The organism is Kosakonia sp. S42, assembly GCF_016624785.1.
In the GTDB taxonomy this organism is placed as follows: Bacteria; Pseudomonadota; Gammaproteobacteria; order Enterobacterales; family Enterobacteriaceae; genus Kosakonia; species Kosakonia cowanii.
Genome location: NZ_JACVTW010000001.1, coordinates 550,028 through 568,661 on the forward strand (window position 1 = coordinate 550,028; position 18,634 = coordinate 568,661).

The window sequence follows — 18,634 nt, forward strand, 5'->3', positions numbered from 1 at the left end:
TTTTCACCTGTTATTGTGCGTGGAGCACACGGTAATGCCGTAAGAATGAAACAGGAGTGATGATTATGTTTACGGGTATTGTACAGGGCACGGCAAAAGTGGTGTCGATTGACGAAAAACCGAATTTTCGCACCCACGTTGTTGAGCTGCCTGAAACGATGCTGGACGGAATTGAAACCGGGGCGTCCATTGCGCATAACGGCTGCTGCCTGACCGTCACCGAGATCAACGGTAGCCATATCAGCTTTGATTTGATGAAAGAGACGCTGCGTATTACTAACCTTGGCGAACTCGAAGTTGGGGATATCGTTAACGTTGAGCGCGCGGCGAAATTCAGCGATGAGATTGGCGGGCATTTAATGTCGGGTCATATTATGTCGACCGCTGAAATCGTCAAAATCCTCGCCTCGGAAAATAACCGTCAGATCTGGTTTAAAGTGCAGGATCCGACGCTGATGAAATACATCCTTTATAAAGGATTTATTGGCATCGACGGTATCAGCCTGACGGTTGGTGAAGTGACCGCCACGCGTTTTTGCGTGCACCTGATCCCGGAAACGCTGCAGCGCACCACCCTGAGTGGCAAAAAACTGGGGCAGCGCGTCAATATTGAGATCGATCCGCAAACTCAGGCCGTTGTCGATACCGTTGAGCGCGTACTGGCGGCCAAAGAGGCCGCTGTTGTGGTGAATGTCGTCGAGTAACCAGGCGTCACAAACAGCAAAAAGCCGCAGCGTAGCCGTTGCGGCTTTTTTGTTGCTCAAACGCAGCGCTAACGCGCGACGCGCAGACCTTTCTCGACGCCGCGGCTAAATACCACCTGCCAGAGCTGAATATCGCGGGCGCGAAAGGCCCCGGCGCAGGCGTTCAGATAGTAGCTGAACATGCGTTTAAACCGCTCGGAGTAGTTGTCGGCAATCTCCGGCCACGCGGCGAGAAAGCGCCCATACCAGGCCATTAACGTGCGGTCATAATCGGCGCCGAAGTTGTGCCAGTCCTCCATCACAAAGTGCGGCTCACTGGCGGTGGCGATGTGGCGCACCGAAGGCAGGCAGCCGTTCGGGAAGATATAGCGGTTGATCCACGGATCAACATTGTTATCGGTCTGTCTGGAGCCGATGGTGTGGAGTAAAAAGAGGCCGTCCGGCTTCAGGTTTCTGTCCACCACATCAAAGTAGGTGGCGTAGTTTTTTGGCCCGACGTGTTCAAACATGCCGACGGAGACGATGCGGTCAAACTGATCGCGCAGATCGCGATAATCCTGCAACAGAATCTCCACATCCAGCCCGGCGCAGCGCTGTTGCGCCATTTTCTGCTGCTCTGCCGAAATAGTGACGCCGACCACGCGGACACCATAGTGTTGTGCCATAAATTGCGCCAGGCCGCCCCAGCCGCAGCCGATATCCAGCACGCGCATGCCGGGCGTTAACTGCAATTTTTCACAAATAAGCCGCAATTTTGCCTGCTGCGCCTCGGCAAGGGTAGTCGCCTCTTTCCAGTAACCGCAGGAGTACTGCATTGCGGGGTCGAGCATGCGGGTAAAGAGATCGTTGCCGAGATCGTAGTGCTCTTTGCCGACAATCCACGCCCGCTTTTTACTTTGCAGGTTGAAGAGCCGGGCGGCGGCAATGCGCAGGGTATCTTTGAGATGGTGTGGAAGCTGTTTTTCCAGGCCGGCGCGCAGTACCTGGGTAAAGAAAATGTCCAGCCGTTCGCACTCCCACCAGCCGTCCATATAACTTTCGCCGAGTCCGAGCGATCCCTCCTGTAAAACGCGTTTAAAAAAATCAGGATTTTTCACCTGAATATCTGCGGGGGCGGGACCATTAATATGAATGCCTGCGCGGCCCAGCAGTTCGTTTGCTATACGGAACCAGTTGTCATCCCGCACGCTCACTTCTTCTATACACGATGAACTCATACCTTCTCCATCACGAATAGCGATCAGAACTCTACAAGCGTAGACGCTGGCAGAATTTGTGAGAAATCTCACGGTTTGCACCGTAAGGCTGATATCAGACGTAGAACAGAGGAAGGGAGAGACCCTTGCCAGAAAAGGCCCTCCTTGGGGAAACGAGCACGCTCCGGTGCCCGTTACTGCATAATATTTATCGTATTTATGAGATAGCCGAGAATCAGTATAGGCCTCAATATCAGGTGATTCAACTTGTCGCTAATAGCAGGCTAATTACGCCATTAGCGACAGTCCCGTCAGCAACTACCCGCGTGCGGAGGAGGGCTCACGCACCTCCTCCAGCTCTTCGCCTGCGCGATGCTGAATGCCATAACCGAGTGCCGCGAGCAGCACCATAGCGAGCATCACGCTGGTGGTGGTCAGCAGCGGGGTAATGATCAGCCACGAAACAACGAGGCTTGCGAAGAAGCAGAGCCCCAGTTGCAGGGTATTCTGCAACGCTGCCGCGCGGCCCGTCGCCTGCGGGAAGGGACGTAGCGCCCGCGCCACCACGATAGGGTAGATAGCGCCATTTGCCATCGCCATCAGGCAGAAGGGGATCAGCAGCGCGGTCAGCGAGACGCCGGGAATGAAGCCGACTGCCCAGGTCGCCAGCACGCTCAGAGCGAAGCCGCTCAGTAACCACGGCAACATGCGCGAACCCTGCCATTTTTGCAGCGCTGCGCGGCAGCCGTAACCACCAATCAGGAAGGCGAAGGTTTGTGGCACATAGCTCAGGCCAATTACCGACGGGCCATAGCCCATCTCATGCAGGATAAACGGCGAGCCGGTAAGCCAGGCGAAGAAGCTGGCAGAGCAGGCGGCGTAGATCATCACATTGCCGCGATAATCGCGGGCGCGCAGCAGATCGAGGAAGGTGAGTGCCTGCTGGTCATGCGCCACCTCTTTTACCGGCGATTTGAGGCGGAAAACCGGGATCATCAGCACCACGGTGATCGCCAGCAGGGTGGCGAAAATCGCCTGCCATTCAATATGGGCCAGCAGCCAGGCACCGAGCAGCGGGGCCAGCGCCGGGGTTAAGCCGACCAGCGGCATAATGGTGGCGAAAATGCGGTTAACCCGGTGCGCCGGGTAGTGATCCGTCACCAGCGCCTGCCAGCTAACGGTAGCGGCACAGACGCCGACAGCCTGCACAAAACGCAGCACCAGCAGCCAGGTGGCATCGCGCACCCAGAGGGTGCCAAGGCAGCCCAGGGCGAAAATAGAGAGACCAATCAGCAGAATCGGTTTGCGACCATAGCGATCCGACAGCGGCCCCCACAGCAGCTGCGCCACCGCGAACCCGGCCAGGAAGAGGCTCAGCGAGGCGCTGATCACGGCGGGAGAGGTGTTTAAATCTTGCTGAATCGCGCTGAAAGCGGGCAGGTACATATCGGTGGCTAAAAAGCCCAGCACGCTTAAGCCCGCGAGCCAGACTAAAAATCCTTTGCCAGGTTGCATTCTCATTTCTCTTTAATTGCAGGTAATCAGGGTGGGGAAGTGTAAGGAGTGCTTTCCTGGTTGTGAAACGCTAATATTTGCACATTGGTTTCAAAAATTTTGCAGGCAGAATATGTGGTCAGAATACTCCCTTGAAGTGGTGGATGCCGTGGCGCGTAACGGCAGCTTTAGCGGCGCAGCGCAGGAGTTGCACCGCGTGCCCTCTGCGGTGAGCTACACCGTGCGTCAGCTGGAGGAGTGGCTGGCGGTGCCGCTGTTTGTGCGCCGCCACCGTGATGTGGAATTAACCCCCGCCGGGGTCTGGTTTTTAAAGGAGGGGCGGTCTGTTATCAAAAAAATGCTGATCACCCGCCAGCAGTGTCAGCAGATTGCCAACGGCTGGCGCGGCCAGTTGCCAATTGCCGTCGATAACATTGTGAAACCCGCCCGCACCCGGCAGATGATTGTCGATTTCTACCGTCACTTCAGCGATGTCGAACTGGTGGTCTACCAGGAGGTGTTCAACGGCGTGTGGGATGCGCTCGCCGATGGCCGGGTTGAACTGGCGATCGGCGCCACGCAGGCCATTCCGGTCGGTGGTCGCTACGCTTTTCGTGATATGGGCACTTTGAGCTGGAAGTGTGTTGTCTCGCGTCAACATCCGCTGGCACAACTCAACGGTCCGTTAAGCGATGAGACGTTGCGCAACTGGCCGTCGCTGATTCAGGAGGATACCTCCCGCTCGTTGCCGAAGCGCATTACCTGGCTGCTGGATAACCAGAAAAGGGTGATGGTGCCCGACTGGGCCTCGTCGGAAGCGTGCCTGTCGGCGGGGCTCTGCGTGGGGATGGTGCCAGCCCATTTTGCCCGACCGTGGCTCGATAGCGGTGACTGGGTGGCGCTTGAACTGGAAAACCCGTTTCCGGATGCCGCTTGCTGCCTGACATGGCAACAAAACGAGGCGTCGCCTGCGCTGAACTGGCTGCTCGATTACCTGGGCGACAGTGAAACGTTGAATAAGGAGTGGCTACGGGAGCCGGAGTAAGGCTCCCGCGCAAAGGGATTAACGGCGGTAATCGCGGAATGGGCCATCGGCCACCGAGCGGCGCTCAACCAGGCGCGGATGCACCTCAATCGACTGCGACTGTTCGCGTTTATTCACAATGCGATCGAGCAGCATGGTGAATGCCGTTTCACCCAGTGAGTCTTTCGGCTGATGAATCGTCGTCAACGCCGGGGTGAAGAAGCGCGAGTTGCGCACGTTGTCATAACCGATAACGGAGATATCCTGCGGCACGCGCAGACCCATCTCATCGGCGGCGCAGAGCGCGCCCATCGCCATAATGTCGCCGCCGCAGAAGACTGCGGTGGGGCGCGAGGACTGGCCGAGGATCTGCTGCATAGCGCGGTAGCCGGACTCCGGCTCAAAGTCGCCCTGCACAATCCAGTTTTCCGGCACGTTGATCATCGCTTCGTTCATCGCCTTCATAAAACCGGCCAGACGACCTGCGCCGGTGTTGCGCTCCAGCGGACCCGGGATCACGCCGATGTCGCGATGGCCGCGCTCAATCAGGTAACGACCGGCCATATAGCCGCCCTGGAAGGCGTTATCGATCACCGAATCGGTGAAGTCCGCCTTCGATTCGCCCCAGTCCATCACTACCATCGGAATATGGCGATACTCCTCAAGCATGGTGAGCACGGTTTCCGGGTACTCAGAGCACATCACCAGCAGGCCATCGACACGCTTTTGCGCCATCATCGACAGATAGGCGCGCTGCTTCTCCTGGCTGTTCCAGGCGTTGCCGAGGATCAGGGTGTAACCCTTCTGGAAACACTTTTTCTCAACCGCTTCGATGATCTCGGCGAAGTAGGCCGCTTCACTGCTGGTCGCCAGCAGGCCAATCGATTTGGTGTGATTCACTTTCAGGCTGCGCGCAACGGCGCTTGGCGAATAGTGCAGCTCTTTGATTGCCGCCCAGACGGCGTTGCGCGTCTCTTCGGCGACGAAACGGGTTTTGTTAATTACATGTGATACGGTTGTAGTGGAAACGTTTGCTCGTTTCGCGACATCTTTAATCGTTGCCATCAGATATTACTCCAGACCATATCGTAAGCTCCTGATAATTCGTAAGGTAAACGTTTGCCTTTAAACACCCTGAACTCATCAAAGTGAGTGCGGTACGCCGGGAAAACGACACTGGACGTCAGGAGGGGAGTCAATGGCCGGTACGCTAATAAATTTAGCGTCGAATTTTGTCTGATCTTGAGCAAAAGGGGAAGTATTAAAACGGTTCTGCTGGCAAATCACGCAAGATTTTTCCCATAATTTGTGCAAAAATGCGCAAGCTCACTTTTTGTGGGGAAATTAAATGGAGAAAAATTGATGAGCACCGATCTTAAGTATTCACTCTTCACTACCGTCATCGTTCTGAGCCTGATTGTTTTCGGCGCGCTGACCGCTGCACTGCATTGATCTGATGCGAGGGAGAGCCCTCTCCCTCGGTTCTTGCGTCCCCATTGTTACCCGTTGCGCAATAAACTTTTCTCCGTACGCTCACTTCTGTTTTTTGTGACACCTGTCATACTTTTGCCTTTCGCGACCCGGTAGAGGGTCGGCATGTCCATTTCGGAGTCAAAAGATGAAAATAAATTTCCCCCTGCTTGCGCTGGCGATAGGCGCCTTTGGGATTGGTACCACTGAGTTCTCCCCGATGGGATTACTGCCGGTGATTGCGCAGGGTGTTGGGGTATCGATTCCGGCGGCGGGGATGCTGATTAGCGCCTATGCCATCGGCGTGATGGTGGGCGCGCCGCTGATGACGCTGCTGCTTTCCCATCGCGGCCGTCGTAACGCGCTGATTTTCTTAATGGCGATCTTCACCGTCGGCAATGTGCTCTCTGCCATTGCGCCCGATTACGCCACCCTGATGATCGCCCGTATCATCACCAGCCTTAACCACGGCGCGTTCTTCGGCCTTGGCTCTGTGGTGGCCGCAAGCGTTGTCGCAAAAGAGAAGCAGGCCAGCGCGGTGGCGACGATGTTTATGGGGCTGACTATCGCCAATATTGGCGGTGTGCCTGCCGCCACCTGGGTTGGGGAGACTATCGGCTGGCGCATGTCCTTTATGGCAACTGCCGGGCTTGGAGTGATCTCCATGGTCTCGCTCTTCTTCTCATTACCGAAAGGCGGCGCGGGCGCACGACCCAACGTGCGCAACGAGCTCGCGGTACTGATGCGCCCGCAGGTGCTGACGGCGCTGCTGACTACCGTGCTCGGTGCTGGCGCAATGTTTACCCTCTATACCTACATCTCACCGGTGTTGCGCACGCTGACGGACGCCACGCCGGTGTTTGTCACCGCCATGCTGGTGCTGATTGGCGTTGGTTTCTCGATTGGTAACTTTTTGGGTGGAAAACTGGCGGACCGCTCGGTAACCGGCACCCTGAAAGGCTTTTTACTGCTGCTGATTGTTATCATGCTGGCGATCCCGCTGCTGGCGCGCAGTGAGATTGGTGCGGCGATCGCAATGGTGGTGTGGGGCGCGGCAACCTTCGCGGTGGTGCCGCCGTTGCAGATGCGCGTAATGCGTGTTGCCCATGAAGCACCGGGGCTGTCGTCATCGGTCAATATTGGCGCATTTAACCTGGGTAATGCCCTTGGCGCGGCGGCAGGTGGGGCGGTGATCTCCGGCGGTCTCGGCTATAGTTTTGTTCCGGTGATGGGGGCGATTATTGCCGGGCTGGGGCTGCTGCTGGTGCTCTTCTCCGGGCGTAATTCAGCGTCGCGCGTCTGTGCGGCAGCGGAGTAAGGCGAAGTAACACCTGCCGCGCGAGCGGCAGGTGGGAGAGGGCGTTAGCGAATGGTTTTCGGTGTCACTACGCGGCGCGCACCAACATAGTGGCGCTGCCAGTAATCTTCGCTTAATGAAGTGACCTGAATATCCTGGCCGCTTCGTGGTGACTGGATAAATTTGCCGTTGCCGACATAGACGCCAACGTGATCGGCGGTGCCGCGACCCTGTGTGCGGAAGAAGACCAGATCGCCGCTCTCCAGCTCGCGCAGGTTAACCGGCGAGGCATCACGCAGGTGATACATCTCATTGGCGGTACGCGGAATACGGAATTTCACCAGATCTTTATAGGCGTAATAGACCAGCCCGCTGCAATCAAAACCGGTTTTCGGCGAGGAACCGCCCCAGTGGTAGGGTTTGCCGAGCTGGTTCATCAGCTTCGACATCGCGGTTTTTTGCACTTTTTGCACCCGCAGTTTATGCACGTCAGCCAGCGTGCCGGCCTGGCTGCTTTTCACTTTAATACAGTGCGGCTTGTGGCCTTTGCGCGGCGTACACTTCTCAGTCCAGCTAACGGTTGCAGTTTTCAGTGAGCTGGATGCTTTACGACGCGAGGGAGTTTTAGCGGTTTTCTGCGGGGTAGCGCTGTTTTTCTTTTTTATCGATTTGGTCGACGTTTTGGTTTTTGCGGTTTTTTTACTGCTGACTTTTTCTGCTGGAGTGCCACTGCTTTTCTTTGTTGTTTTTGTAGAACTGTTTTTTTTCTTACGTTCGGATGCTTTCGCCAGATGTGTTTTTTGCACGGCCGAGGCTGGCGCTTGTTCAGAAGCGCTCGCTAATGGCGTGAAAGACAATGTGGTGAACAACAAAGCACAGAGCGTGATTGAAGCTTTTGGTATCCGCGCCACTGAGCATTCCCCTGTTAGGGCAGGCATCTTATTATGCTTGCGTATGATTTAAAAAACTCGTCGATTCTAATCTATAAAAAGCCCAAACGTTAATACTGTTTTTGCATCTGTAACGTCGTTTCGTTAACAAGCGCGCAAAAACGAGCAAAACGTTTCGCTAAAAACGGTTTTTTCACCGCTTGAGCCGCGCCGGGTTGGCTTAAGTCACGCTTACCTTATCGTGCCTGTAACAGCGTAAATTCGCGCGGTGAATAAAATGTTATTTTCCGAAGCAAGCCTGACCCGCTACAATGTTCGATCTCTGCCGTAGAAGAAGTTGAAGGAAGCAAAGACAATGAGTGAGACTCTTGAGAAAATTCAGCGCCAGATCGCTGAGAACCCGATTCTGCTGTACATGAAAGGCTCGCCGAAACTGCCAAGCTGCGGTTTCTCCGCGCAGGCCGTTCAGGCGCTCTCTGCATGCGGCGAGCGTTTTGCCTATGTGGATATCCTGCAAAACCCGGATATCCGTGCCGAACTGCCAAAATATGCAAACTGGCCAACCTTCCCGCAGCTGTGGGTTGAGGGTGAGCTGGTTGGCGGCTGCGATATCATTATCGAGATGTATCAGCGCGGTGAATTGCAGCCGCTGATCAAAGAGGCCGCAGCGAAATATAAAGGCGTACCGGACGCCGAATAACCCGGCGTTATCGGCTCCCCCTTGAAAGGGCTCATGTTTCGACATGAGCCCTTTTTTATTGCCTTTCACCTGCTCACGGTACGTTGACTTAACCTAAATTATTGGGTATTACTGTGCAAATTTTGCACGTAACTGTTTGTTAATTATCCTATTTTAAGAATTTTGATAAACCCAGGCATGCTTTTTCTGATGACGAGCTGTGAACAGGATTGCCTTAATTCAGGATGAATGATGAAAACAATAGACAAGATGATTGCGTTGATGACGCTTCTCTTTGCTTTTTCAGCCACGGCGCAGCAACCGCTGGCAAGCGAGGAGAATGTGATGACCAGTATCTCACTGGGCACCCTAAGCGGAACGGCGAAGGAGCGGGTCTATGATACCGATGAGGGCGGACGCAAAATCAGCGAGCTTGACTGGCGCTATCGTCACGCTGTCGTGGTGCAGGGATCTATCGAGTGGCTGTTGCAGTCATGGCTCACTTTTGGTGCGTCCGGCTGGACAACTGTCGCGCACAGTGGCAGCAAGATGGATGATTACGACTGGCAGCAGGCATCGCAATCCCGATGGACCGACCACAGCTCTCACCCTAATACGTGGCTCAATTTCGCTAACCAGTGGGATCTCAATCTGACCGGCTGGCTCATTCATCAGCCTGACTGGCGGCTTGGCGTGATGGGCGGCTACCGGCAAAGCCGTACCAGCTTCTCAGCGCACGGCGGCACCTTCAGCCGTAATAATGGCGCAAAGGTTGGCCGTTTCGATGATGTGAAAGTTCTCGGGTATTCACAGCGCTTCAACGTACCCTATGTTGGCCTTACCGGTCGCTATCGCTATGGCAATGTTGAAGCAGGAACCAGCCTGAAATATAGCCGCTGGGTAAGCGCGCAGGCGACAGACCAGCACTACTTGCGCAGCATCACCTTCAGCGATACTACCCGGCAGCAGCAGAACTTTTCCCTTTCGGCTAGCGTCGGCTATTACGTCACGCAGCAGGCTAAGCTCTATCTGGAAAGCACCTGGGACCGCACGTTAAACAAAAAAGGGACCAATACCGCCACCTTCTCCAGGGAGGGGACCTATGCGCGCGCCTCTTTCAAGGATAGCGCCGGGATAGAGCACTCCGCGCTGCTCACCACCGCCGGGCTGGTCTACCACTTTTAATAAAAAACCGGTCTGTTGACCGGTTTTTTTCAGGCTTCTGAATCGACTTCTGGCGTCGGCAACGGCCAGCCGCCAAGGCGCTTCCAGCGGTTGACGATTTCACAAAACAGTTGTGCGGTCTGCTCCGTGTCATACAACGCGGAGTGTGCCTGCGTGGCGTCAAAAGCGATGCCAGCGGCTGCACAGGCTTTAGAGAGCACGGTTTGACCCAGCGCCAGCCCGCTCAATGAGGCGGTATCGAAGGTGACGAAGGGGTGAAACGGATTGCGTTTCATCGCCGAACGCTCGGCGGCAGCCATCATAAAGCTGTGATCGAAGGTCGCGTTATGCGCCACCATGATCGCCCGATTGCAGTTCTGGTCTTTCATCCCTTTGCGCACCAGTTTGAAAATGGCATGCAGGGCGTCATATTCACTTACCGCGCCGCGCAGCGGGTTGGTCGGGTCGATCCCATTAAACGCCAGCGCTTCCGGCTGCAGATTAGCTCCTTCGAATGGCTCAACGTGAAAGTGCAGGGTGCTGTCAGGCATCAGCCAGCCTTGCTCATCCATTTTTAACGTAACGGCGGCGACCTCCAGCAGGGCGTCGGTTTTGGCGTTAAACCCGGCGGTTTCAACATCGATTACCACAGGGTAAAAACCGCGAAAACGGTCGCACAGAGCAGTCAGTTGAGCATTATCGGACATCAGGATCTCTTGATAGGAAAAAAGGGCAGCGCATTATGGCAAATTTTACGGAAAGATGTAAAACAGCGGGCGCATTGCGCGCCCGCTGGGATCAGTGACCCAGACCGCGTCCGGCGTCTTTCTCTTCAATCAGTTCGATTTTGTAACCGTCCGGATCTTCAACGAAGGCGATAACCGTGGTGCCGCCTTTAACCGGGCCAGCTTCACGGGTGACGTTGCCGCCGTTTTTGCGAATCGCTTCGCAGGACTCCGCCGCGTTTTCCACGCTCAGCGCGATATGACCATACGCCGTGCCCAGCTCATAGCTGTCGACACCCCAGTTGTAGGTCAGCTCAATCACCGCTTCTTCGCTCTCATCACCGTAACCGACAAAAGCCAGCGAATATTTGTACTCCGGGTTTTCGCTGGTGCGCAGCAGTTTCATGCCCAGCACGTTGGTGTAGAAATTGATTGAGCGTTGCAGGTCGCCGACGCGCAGCATGGTGTGAAGTAAGCGCATAATATCCTCTTTTATGAATGCGTTAACGTTCCGGTTCGAAACACGGTTTTAGTATAGCGGCCGATCCGGGCCGCTATCAAATCTCAATCCGCTTCTCAGAGAGAAGGGTAGTCGGTGTAACCTTCCGCGCCGCCGCCATAGAAGCTTTCCGGGCGCTGCGGGTTGAGTTCCGCTTTCAGCTGCAGGCGTTTTACCAAATCCGGGTTGGCGATATAGGCGCGGCCAAACGCCACGGCATCAATCAGCCCCTTGTTGATCAGGTCTTCCGCTTTCTCCACGCTGTATGCGCCAGCACCGATAATCGGGCCGTGGAAGCGCGCACGCACTTTTTCACGGAACGTTTCGCTGTAGGGCTCACCGCCCGCCCAGTCCGGCTCGGACATGTGCAGGTAAGCAATACCGCGTTTACCCAGCTCTTCAATCAGGTAGAGCGCGTCCGCTTCTTCGTTCGGGCCATTGTCGGTGTTCTGGAAAGAGCCGATTGGCGAGACGCGAATACCGATGCGATCGGCGCTCCACTCTTCACACACGGCGTCAATCACTTCCAGCACCAGGCGCGCGCGGTTTTCAACGCTGCCGCCATACTGGTCGGTACGCTGGTTTGCAGAAGGTGAGAGGAACTGGTGCAGCAGGTAGCCGTGGGCAGAGTGCAGCTCAACCAGATCGAAACCGGCTTCGCGCGCGTTGGCAACGGCCTGGCGGAAATCATTAACGATGCCCGGGATCTCATCGGTCTCCAGCGCGCGCGGCATGGAGGTATCTTCACGGGTGGCGTTGCCGTTTTCATCACGCAGCGAGGTACGGGTACCCGCGCTGATGGCAGACGGCGCAACCGGTGCGGCACCGCCCGGCTGTAAGCTGCTGTGAGAGATACGGCCGGTGTGCCACAGCTGAACCGCAATGCGGCCATCATCGGCATGCACTGCATCGGTGATCTTTTTCCAGGCGGCGATCTGCTCGTCGCTGTGCAGACCCGGCGCGCCCGCATAGCCTTTGGCCTGCGCGGAGATTTGCGTCGCTTCACTGATGATAAGCCCGGCGCTGGCACGCTGGCGGTAGTACTCGGCCATCAGCGGTGTTGGGACATCGCCCGGCTCAATGCTGCGCAGGCGCGTCAGGGGCGCCATCAACACGCGGTTCGGTACGGTAATGGCACCGACTTTCAACGGCGTAAATAATTTACTGGACATAAACAACTCCTGAATAGACCGGTCGACTAGTAAAAGGTGAAATAAAAAGCCTGATGTTATTCAGGCCGGGTAATGATCTGCTGCGCATGCGCCAGCGCGCTTTCCAGCGGCACGGCACTGCGCGAAATTTTTGCCTGCAGGTTAGCGCCGAGCCACAGGGCATATAACACCTGTGCCTGGGAGCGCGCTTCGCCTGCAAAGGCGAGGCTCTTCTCCTCACGTCCCTGTTCCAGCGCCTGTGCCAGCAGGGCGATAATCCCCCGCGCACCGCTGTCCATCGCCGTGCGCATATCTTCCGAGAGATCGCACACTTCCGCCGAAAGCTTCACCGTCAGGCAGCCGCTGATATGGCCCTGCTGGCAAAACTGATTCAGCGTCTCCTGATAATAGGCCAGCAATCTGTCGCGCGCTGTGCCCGGGCCGCTGGAAAAATGGTTTGCCAGCCGCTGGTGGTAACCGGCGTAGTGGCGCTCAAGCAGCGCCACGCCAAACGCCTCTTTCGAGCGAAAGTAATGGTAGAAGGAGCCTTTCGGCACTTCCGCCGTTTTCAGTAATTCGCTCAACCCCATGCCGGTAAAGCCGCGATGCATACAGAGCTGCTCGCCGGTGGCCAGTAAGTGTTCGCGTGTATCGTGTTCAGAATTCTTGCGCATCGACACACTCTAGCGGGCGAACTTTGTGATGGCAATTGGCGAACAATGCGTTTTTAACAGTTGCGCAATATCTCACCGCGGTCTTGAATGTAGAGAAAGCCTGCATCTATGGAGCGTCCATTGCCTGAACAACTGGAGTTTTTCCCGGTCCAGAGTCCGTGTCGCGGCATCTGTCAGACAGATGAGCGCGGCTTTTGCCGTGGCTGTATGCGCAGCCGCGATGAGCGCTTTAACTGGCAAACGATGAGTGATGCGCAAAAGCAGGAGGTGCTGCGCCTCTGCCGCCAGCGCTTGCAGCGTAAATTGCGCGCAATGCGTGACCAACCCCCGGAAGAACCTGATCAACCTTCGCTGTTTTAAGGGCAAAAATGGGTATACTCGGGGCAAATTACCTTCGAGGAAATCATGATGGTTCAGCGTATTGCCCTTGCGCCGCAAGGTCCTGAGTTCTCACGTTTTGTGATGGGTTACTGGCGTCTGATGGAGTGGAATTTCACGCCGCGCCAGCTGGTCAGTTTTATTGAAGCTCATCTCGATCTTGGCGTCACTACCGTCGATCATGCCGATATCTATGGCGGCTATCAGTGTGAAGCCGCCTTCGGTGAAGCCCTCAAGCTTGCCCCGCATCTGCGCGCGCGCATGGAGATGGTCACTAAATGTGGCATCGCCACTACCGCGAAGCCGGAACACGCGCTCGGTCACTACATCACCGGGCGCGACCATATTATTCACAGCGCCGAGCAGTCGCTGGTCAACCTGGCGACCGACTATCTCGATCTGCTGTTGATCCATCGCCCGGATCCGTTAATGGATGCCGATGAAGTCGCCGAAGCCTTTTTGCAACTGCATCAGAGCGGTAAGGTGCGCCACTTCGGCGTCTCCAACTTTACGCCTGCGCAATTCTCCCTGCTGCAGTCACGGCTGCCGTTTACGCTGGTCACCAATCAGGTGGAGATCTCGCCTGTGCACCAGCCGCTGCTGCTTGATGGCACGCTCGATCAGCTTCAGCAGTTGCGCATTCGCCCGATGGCGTGGTCCTGCCTGGGCGGCGGGCGCATCTTCAGCGATGCCGACTGCCAGCCGCTGCGCGATGAGCTGCACCAGGTGGCAACGGAGCTGAACGCCGAAAACATTGAGCAGGTGATTTACGCCTGGGTGCTGCGTTTACCCTCTGCGCCGCTGCCGATCATTGGCTCCGGCAAAATTGAGCGCGTGCGTTCATCCCTCGGCGCGCTCAATCTACAGATGTCCCGCCAGCAGTGGTTCCGCATCCGTAAAGCGGCGCTCGGCTACGACGTGCCGTAAGCTAACGCTATGACCTCCCGGTGAAATGTGCCGCTCTGGCCTACACTTACAGAGCGAAAACAATCCAACGGAGGTCACATGAAGCGTTTTAGTCTGGCAATGCTGGCTCTGCTCACCTGTGCGGGTGCGCAGGCCGCCAGTGAAGAAGTGCAGATGAACCTCGTCACCGCGCAGGGCGTCGGGCAGTCCGTCGGTAGCGTGAAGATCAGCGAAACCGATAAAGGGCTGGAGTTTGCGCCCGACCTCAACGCGCTACCGCCCGGCGAGCACGGTTTCCATGTGCATGCTAACGGGAGCTGCGAACCGGCGATGAAAGAGGGCAAGCCCTCTGCCGCTGAAGCCGCGGGTGGCCACCTCGATCCCCATAAAACAGGGAAACATGAAGGACCGGAAGGGGAAGGCCATTTAGGCGACCTGCCGGTGCTGGTGGTCAATAATGACGGTAAAGCGACCGATGCCGTTGTCGCGCCGCGCCTGAAAAAGCTGGACGAGGTGAAAGGCAAGGCGCTGATGATCCACGTCGGTGGCGATAACATGTCCGATCAGCCAAAACCGCTCGGCGGTGGCGGGGCGCGTTATGCCTGCGGCGTAATTAAGTAACCGGCTCGCTGATGGTGCCTGGCGCGGGCGCGTTTTCCAGCTGGGCAAGCGCGCAGTAGAGACGCCAGATTAGCGAGGCGAGTTCCCGCGCGGCGGGCTGGTGATGCTGGCCCAGCGCCGCGCAAATCCGCTCTAACTCTGCGAGCGTGGCGTTGAGCGACCGTTGCTGAACGCCGCGCTCGCTCATCACATCCCGCAGCAGACCAATCGCGCGATCGCGCACCCGGCTTAACGGATCGGAACGCGTCTCCCAGCCGCGCAATTGCCACACCACATGCGAACAGTTGAGCAGCACCACGCCCCAGCGCAATAACCAGCGCCGCGCCTGTGCATCCTGGCTGGTACTGAGCTGGCTGATGTGGTGATAAACAACCGACTCATATTGGTGTTCCTGCAACCTCGGCGTGCGGCTCAGTTGGTCAACAAAATGGCGGCGCAGGGCGCGAATATGGCGACGGCTTTTGCGCGCATCCGATCCCGGTCGCAGCACCGCAAAGGCGAGCCAGGCCAGCGCCACGCCGAGGATCTTTGCCAGATCGGCATTGAGAAAATCGGCAAAATCAAACACTGGTGGGTCGCTCACCGCGATAAACGATCCCATAAAGACAATCAATTGCCCCCACAGCCCGGCACGCTTTGGCATCTGAAGCTTGAGCAATTGCAGGGTGGTAAGCAGCGGAAAGAGAAACAGCAGAAACAGCGCCAGCGCGTTGATCTGCACCATCAGGCCAAATTTCACCACAAAGCTAAACAGCGTCAGCAGGGCAAGCGTGCGCAACAGAAGGGTTAACGAGTTAAACGGCGCGGGCGAAACGGAGTAGAGCACGCAGCTGATCGCTGCCAGCGTCAGCGCGGCGGAGCCATGCTCCCACTGCGCGCTGAGGCTCCACGCCCCGACCATAATCAGCGCAACAAAGGTTCGCAGCCCGCTCCACAACGCTTCGGCATTGTCGATATCGCGCATTAACGCCGGGCTGCGCGGTGGCAGCGCTTCGCTTACCGGCGAGGCATTTTCCAGATGGCGTAACCAGCGGCTACTGGCAAGGTATAAACGGCAGAAGTAGCGCAGCCGCTGCCAGAAAGCGTGATGGCGATAGTCAGCCTGCGGCGTCGGTGCCAGCGGAGCAATGATGCGCGCGACCGTTAGCGCATCGGCATCGTGATGCGCCAGCTCTGCCAGCAGCTGCTCAAGCAGAGGGCGCAGCGTGGCGGGCGCGTCGGGCCAGTTGAGCATCATTCGCCGCAGGCTGGAGATGACGCTGGTCATGCGCAACTGCTGATGGAGCAGCCAGGTGAGCACCCGGTTTTGACGGCGAAAGCGATAGTGGCTCCAGAAGGCCTGAATGCGCAGCAGGTTAGTGGTGAGGATCTGCCCAATCAGGCTCTCATGCGCGTTGCGGATGGCGTCGTTTGTTTCCGCCTGCCAGAGCAGGCTGGCATGCTCCAGCAGCCGGGCGTGCATCCTTCTTAGCGCGGCGAGCAGCGTCGGGCCATCGGCGGTGCCAGGCAGGATCATCATCATCAGGCCGCCACACAGAATGCCGAGGATCACCTCGCAGACGCGCGCCTGGGCGATGTCCCATAGCTCGGTAATTTCGGTGATATTGGTCATCGCAAACGCGATGATGGCAGCGGTGTAGCCCGCCAGCTGGAAAGCATAGGCGACGTTATTGCTGAACTGGGCGCAGGCCCAGGTGCAAAAGGCTATCCAGCCCGCCATGGCAAACAGAAAAAGCCACGGATCGTTAAGGGTTTGCCCGGCGATAATCAGTGCGGCGCACGCCCCAAGCAGGCTGCCGGCAATGCGCCCGAGGCTTTTGCTGATCACGCCGCCGACGGTGGGAAAGCTGACCACCGCCGCAGAGGTCATCGCCCAGTAGGGCTCATCCAGGTTGAGCGCATAGGCCAGCGTCAGCGCCAGGCACATAGCAATGCCGTTACGCAGTGCGTAGCGCCACTGGCCGCCGGTCGCCTTGACCCACGGCAGGTTTTGCCACAGCCGCGCCAGCCTGCTCACGGCTGCTCGCTGATGGTCACGGTGCAGGTAGTGCCGGCCACCAGCGTCATATCCTGCGGCAGGGCGTCAAACTGAATGCGTACCGGCACACGCTGCGCCAGCCGCACCCACGGAACGGTGGGTTTAATATCTGCCACCAGCCCGCTGTCGGCCTCCACGCTCTGATCGTAAATGGCGCGACCAATGCTGGCTACGTGACCCTGTAACGTTTTATTGCTGCTGTAGAGTACAATCTTCGCTGCGGCGCCTTCACGAATATGGCGCAGTTTGGTCTCTTCGAAATAGCCGACGACATAAAATGAGTGGCTGTCGACCAGCGCAAACACTGGCTGACCGGCAGTGGCGTAGTTGCCCGTGCGCGCAGAGAGGTTTGTCACCCAGCCATCAACCGGCGCGGTAACGCGGGTTTGCGCCAGCTGCCATTTCGCCTGGTTAAGCTGCGCCGTGGCGACGGCGACATCGGCCTGCGCCGCTTTCACGCCAATATTGGCGGTGTCGAGATCTTCAGCCGAAATGTAGTTATGGGAGAGATGGCGGCGGCGGCTGGCTTCGTTGTTAGCTTTTGCCAGCTCCGTTTGCGCCTTCGCCAGCTGCCCTTCAGCATTCACTACCGCAATGTGATAAGGGGTATCGTCAAGCAGAAACAGCACATCGCCAGCGTGAACATACTGGTTATCTTTCACCGCCAGCTGGCGAATAGTGCCGGAGACCTGCGGCGTGATGCTCACCTGCTCGGCGCGCACTTTGCCATCCCGCGTCCAGGGCGACTGCATATAGACATTCCACATCCACCAGCCTGCGGCCAGCGCAACCGCCACGACCAATAACGTTGAGAAATACTTCAGTGAGTTAAGCCGCATCGTTACCACACCATCAACAGGCCGAGCGCGAGGCTCAGCGCAATCACAAAGAGGGAGAGATCCATCAGCATCGGGTGCCAGATATCGCCCGCGTAGATCCAGTCGCGCAGTAGGCGGTGCGCCATCAGCCAGATAAGAAAGCCCAGCATCACGGCTTTGAAGAGCGGCGGAAAATAGACCGAGGCGCCAAAGATAAGATCCTGGAAGGGTAAATCGGGAGAACTTGAGGTTAACTTCACGCGTCACTGTCCTGTTTAAAATAAGTGCGCCAGCGCGCGGAAAGCGGCGCGGCACAAGCCCTGGCGAGGCGAGCAATATATTTGTTTTACAAATATAAATGCTGCAAACTATTCTAAAATGAGTATAATAACTTAGCAAACTAATTATAAGGAGATGAAATTGGAATCGCCATTAGGTTCTGATCTGGCACGCTTAGTGCGCATTTGGCGTGCTTTGATTGACCATCGCCTAAAACCTCTGGAATTAACGCAGACACACTGGGTGACGCTGCACAATATTCATCAGTTACCGCCCGATCAGTCGCAAATTCAACTGGCAAAAGCGATCGGCATTGAGCAGCCTTCACTGGTGCGCACGCTCGATCAACTGGAAGAGAAGGGCCTTATTTCTCGCCAGACTTGCGCCAGCGATCGGCGGGCAAAACGCATTAAATTGACTGACAAAGCGTCGCCTATCATCGATCAGATGGAGACGGTAATTCGTAAGACCCGGGGCGAAATTTTATCCGGGTTCTCTGCGGAGGAGCTTGAGATGTTAATTAAGATGATCGCCCGGCTGGAGCACAATATTACCGAGCTCCAGTCGCGAGACTGAAAGCAAAAAGCCTTGCAATCGCAAGGCTTTTTTTATGCCCGTTAAGGGCAG

The 18,634-nt window shown here is 56.7% G+C and carries 21 protein-coding genes; 10 read left to right on the top strand and 11 right to left on the bottom strand.

Going from position 1 to position 18,634, the window contains the following annotated elements:
• Positions 1–65 precede the first annotated feature (65 nt).
• Positions 66–704, top strand: coding sequence for a riboflavin synthase subunit alpha (locus IAE50_RS02580; protein ID WP_094422856.1), 639 nt, complete (start codon positions 66–68; stop codon positions 702–704).
• A gap of 68 nt (positions 705–772) precedes the next feature.
• Here the strand turns inward: IAE50_RS02580 and cfa are convergent, their stop codons facing one another.
• Positions 773–1,921 carry a cyclopropane fatty acyl phospholipid synthase gene (cfa, locus tag IAE50_RS02585; protein WP_200579477.1) on the bottom strand — a complete coding sequence of 383 codons (1,149 nt, stop codon included), beginning with the start codon at positions 1,919–1,921 and terminating at the stop codon, positions 773–775.
• 297 nt (positions 1,922–2,218) lie between these two features.
• Entirely contained in the window at positions 2,219–3,415 is a 1,197-nt protein-coding gene (gene punC / locus IAE50_RS02590; RefSeq protein ID WP_200579478.1) for a purine nucleoside transporter PunC, read from the bottom strand.
• Positions 3,416–3,527: 112 nt separating this feature from the next.
• Here punC and punR point away from each other — a divergent pair, with 112 nt between their 5' ends.
• The gene (gene punR, locus IAE50_RS02595; RefSeq protein ID WP_124968462.1) at positions 3,528–4,439 is read left to right on the top strand and encodes a DNA-binding transcriptional activator PunR; all 912 of its coding nucleotides are present in this window, start codon (positions 3,528–3,530) and stop codon (positions 4,437–4,439) included.
• Positions 4,440–4,457: 18 nt separating this feature from the next.
• Here punR and purR read toward each other — a convergent pair whose 3' ends face one another.
• Positions 4,458–5,483, bottom strand: a complete 1,026-nt coding sequence (purR, locus tag IAE50_RS02600; RefSeq protein WP_023481848.1) for an HTH-type transcriptional repressor PurR — start codon at positions 5,481–5,483, stop codon at positions 4,458–4,460.
• 297 nt (positions 5,484–5,780) lie between these two features.
• Between purR and IAE50_RS02605 the strand changes: the two genes are divergently transcribed.
• The gene (locus IAE50_RS02605) at positions 5,781–5,870 is read left to right on the top strand and encodes a YnhF family membrane protein (protein WP_094192965.1); all 90 of its coding nucleotides are present in this window, start codon (positions 5,781–5,783) and stop codon (positions 5,868–5,870) included.
• Positions 5,871–6,036: 166 nt separating this feature from the next.
• Positions 6,037–7,206, top strand: coding sequence for an MFS transporter (locus IAE50_RS02610; protein WP_200579479.1), 1,170 nt, complete (start codon positions 6,037–6,039; stop codon positions 7,204–7,206).
• 44 nt (positions 7,207–7,250) lie between these two features.
• On the opposite strand, the gene IAE50_RS02615 is transcribed toward IAE50_RS02610, so the two are convergent.
• Positions 7,251–8,096, bottom strand: coding sequence for a C40 family peptidase (locus tag IAE50_RS02615; RefSeq protein WP_200579480.1), 846 nt, complete (start codon positions 8,094–8,096; stop codon positions 7,251–7,253).
• 334 nt (positions 8,097–8,430) lie between these two features.
• Here IAE50_RS02615 and IAE50_RS02620 point away from each other — a divergent pair, with 334 nt between their 5' ends.
• Positions 8,431–8,775 carry a Grx4 family monothiol glutaredoxin gene (locus tag IAE50_RS02620; RefSeq protein WP_023481856.1) on the top strand — a complete coding sequence of 115 codons (345 nt, stop codon included), beginning with the start codon at positions 8,431–8,433 and terminating at the stop codon, positions 8,773–8,775.
• A 228-nt stretch (positions 8,776–9,003) separates the two neighbouring features.
• Complete coding sequence (locus tag IAE50_RS02625; RefSeq protein WP_200579481.1) at positions 9,004–9,939, top strand: omptin family outer membrane protease; 936 nt, start codon at positions 9,004–9,006, stop codon at positions 9,937–9,939.
• Positions 9,940–9,968: 29 nt separating this feature from the next.
• On the opposite strand, the gene rnt is transcribed toward IAE50_RS02625, so the two are convergent.
• The 4 genes from rnt to IAE50_RS02645 all read right to left on the bottom strand — a co-directional run bounded on the left by rnt (position 9,969) and on the right by IAE50_RS02645 (position 12,967).
• Entirely contained in the window at positions 9,969–10,625 is a 657-nt protein-coding gene (gene rnt / locus IAE50_RS02630) for a ribonuclease T (RefSeq protein ID WP_094420013.1), read from the bottom strand.
• A 91-nt stretch (positions 10,626–10,716) separates the two neighbouring features.
• Positions 10,717–11,124 (bottom strand): lactoylglutathione lyase, encoded by a 408-nt coding sequence (gloA, locus tag IAE50_RS02635; RefSeq protein ID WP_023481879.1) that lies wholly within the window; start codon positions 11,122–11,124, stop codon positions 10,717–10,719.
• A 95-nt stretch (positions 11,125–11,219) separates the two neighbouring features.
• Entirely contained in the window at positions 11,220–12,314 is a 1,095-nt protein-coding gene (locus IAE50_RS02640; protein ID WP_023481761.1) for an alkene reductase, read from the bottom strand.
• A gap of 56 nt (positions 12,315–12,370) precedes the next feature.
• Positions 12,371–12,967 (bottom strand): TetR/AcrR family transcriptional regulator, encoded by a 597-nt coding sequence (locus IAE50_RS02645; protein WP_200579482.1) that lies wholly within the window; start codon positions 12,965–12,967, stop codon positions 12,371–12,373.
• A 108-nt stretch (positions 12,968–13,075) separates the two neighbouring features.
• Here IAE50_RS02645 and IAE50_RS02650 point away from each other — a divergent pair, with 108 nt between their 5' ends.
• From IAE50_RS02650 to sodC, 3 genes are all read left to right on the top strand, one after another.
• Complete coding sequence (locus tag IAE50_RS02650) at positions 13,076–13,327, top strand: DUF1289 domain-containing protein (RefSeq protein ID WP_200579483.1); 252 nt, start codon at positions 13,076–13,078, stop codon at positions 13,325–13,327.
• A 48-nt stretch (positions 13,328–13,375) separates the two neighbouring features.
• Positions 13,376–14,272, top strand: coding sequence for an aldo/keto reductase family oxidoreductase (locus tag IAE50_RS02655; protein WP_200579573.1), 897 nt, complete (start codon positions 13,376–13,378; stop codon positions 14,270–14,272).
• A gap of 78 nt (positions 14,273–14,350) precedes the next feature.
• The gene (gene sodC, locus IAE50_RS02660) at positions 14,351–14,872 is read left to right on the top strand and encodes a superoxide dismutase [Cu-Zn] SodC (RefSeq protein WP_200579484.1); all 522 of its coding nucleotides are present in this window, start codon (positions 14,351–14,353) and stop codon (positions 14,870–14,872) included.
• Here the strand turns inward: sodC and IAE50_RS02665 are convergent.
• From IAE50_RS02665 to IAE50_RS02675, 3 genes are read right to left on the bottom strand one after another with little or no spacing between them, the layout of a single operon-like run.
• On the bottom strand, positions 14,865–16,889 hold the full coding sequence (locus tag IAE50_RS02665) for an FUSC family protein (protein ID WP_200579485.1): 2,025 nt from the start codon (positions 16,887–16,889) through the stop codon (positions 14,865–14,867). The two genes, sodC and IAE50_RS02665, sit on opposite strands and share 8 nt — an antisense overlap.
• Positions 16,886–17,749, bottom strand: coding sequence for an HlyD family secretion protein (locus IAE50_RS02670; protein ID WP_200579486.1), 864 nt, complete (start codon positions 17,747–17,749; stop codon positions 16,886–16,888). The genes IAE50_RS02665 and IAE50_RS02670 overlap by 4 nt, the downstream gene beginning before the upstream one ends.
• Before the next feature lie 2 nt (positions 17,750–17,751).
• Positions 17,752–17,988 (bottom strand): DUF1656 domain-containing protein, encoded by a 237-nt coding sequence (locus tag IAE50_RS02675; RefSeq protein ID WP_054802851.1) that lies wholly within the window; start codon positions 17,986–17,988, stop codon positions 17,752–17,754.
• A gap of 154 nt (positions 17,989–18,142) precedes the next feature.
• On the opposite strand from IAE50_RS02675, the gene slyA reads away from it, so the two are divergent.
• Positions 18,143–18,583, top strand: a complete 441-nt coding sequence (gene slyA, locus IAE50_RS02680; RefSeq protein ID WP_054802850.1) for a transcriptional regulator SlyA — start codon at positions 18,143–18,145, stop codon at positions 18,581–18,583.
• Positions 18,584–18,634 lie beyond the last annotated feature (51 nt).

Excerpts from the sequence above, each read along its gene's own strand:
- punC (WP_200579478.1), bottom strand. The coding sequence starts at position 3,415 with ATGCAACCTGGCAAAGGATTTTTAGTCTGGCTCGCGGGCTTAAGCGTG.
- IAE50_RS02580 (WP_094422856.1), top strand. The coding sequence starts at position 66 with ATGTTTACGGGTATTGTACAGGGCACGGCAAAAGTGGTGTCGATTGAC.
- IAE50_RS02620 (WP_023481856.1), top strand. The coding sequence starts at position 8,431 with ATGAGTGAGACTCTTGAGAAAATTCAGCGCCAGATCGCTGAGAACCCG.
- purR (WP_023481848.1), bottom strand. The coding sequence starts at position 5,483 with ATGGCAACGATTAAAGATGTCGCGAAACGAGCAAACGTTTCCACTACA.
- IAE50_RS02670 (WP_200579486.1), bottom strand. The coding sequence starts at position 17,749 with ATGCGGCTTAACTCACTGAAGTATTTCTCAACGTTATTGGTCGTGGCG.
- rnt (WP_094420013.1), bottom strand. The coding sequence starts at position 10,625 with ATGTCCGATAATGCTCAACTGACTGCTCTGTGCGACCGTTTTCGCGGT.
- cfa (WP_200579477.1), bottom strand. The coding sequence starts at position 1,921 with ATGAGTTCATCGTGTATAGAAGAAGTGAGCGTGCGGGATGACAACTGG.
- gloA (WP_023481879.1), bottom strand. The coding sequence starts at position 11,124 with ATGCGCTTACTTCACACCATGCTGCGCGTCGGCGACCTGCAACGCTCA.
- sodC (WP_200579484.1), top strand. The coding sequence starts at position 14,351 with ATGAAGCGTTTTAGTCTGGCAATGCTGGCTCTGCTCACCTGTGCGGGT.
- IAE50_RS02605 (WP_094192965.1), top strand. The coding sequence starts at position 5,781 with ATGAGCACCGATCTTAAGTATTCACTCTTCACTACCGTCATCGTTCTG.
- IAE50_RS02655 (WP_200579573.1), top strand. The coding sequence starts at position 13,376 with ATGGTTCAGCGTATTGCCCTTGCGCCGCAAGGTCCTGAGTTCTCACGT.
- IAE50_RS02625 (WP_200579481.1), top strand. The coding sequence starts at position 9,004 with ATGATGAAAACAATAGACAAGATGATTGCGTTGATGACGCTTCTCTTT.
- slyA (WP_054802850.1), top strand. The coding sequence starts at position 18,143 with ATGAAATTGGAATCGCCATTAGGTTCTGATCTGGCACGCTTAGTGCGC.
- IAE50_RS02650 (WP_200579483.1), top strand. The coding sequence starts at position 13,076 with ATGGAGCGTCCATTGCCTGAACAACTGGAGTTTTTCCCGGTCCAGAGT.
- IAE50_RS02610 (WP_200579479.1), top strand. The coding sequence starts at position 6,037 with ATGAAAATAAATTTCCCCCTGCTTGCGCTGGCGATAGGCGCCTTTGGG.
- IAE50_RS02645 (WP_200579482.1), bottom strand. The coding sequence starts at position 12,967 with ATGCGCAAGAATTCTGAACACGATACACGCGAACACTTACTGGCCACC.
- IAE50_RS02640 (WP_023481761.1), bottom strand. The coding sequence starts at position 12,314 with ATGTCCAGTAAATTATTTACGCCGTTGAAAGTCGGTGCCATTACCGTA.
- punR (WP_124968462.1), top strand. The coding sequence starts at position 3,528 with ATGTGGTCAGAATACTCCCTTGAAGTGGTGGATGCCGTGGCGCGTAAC.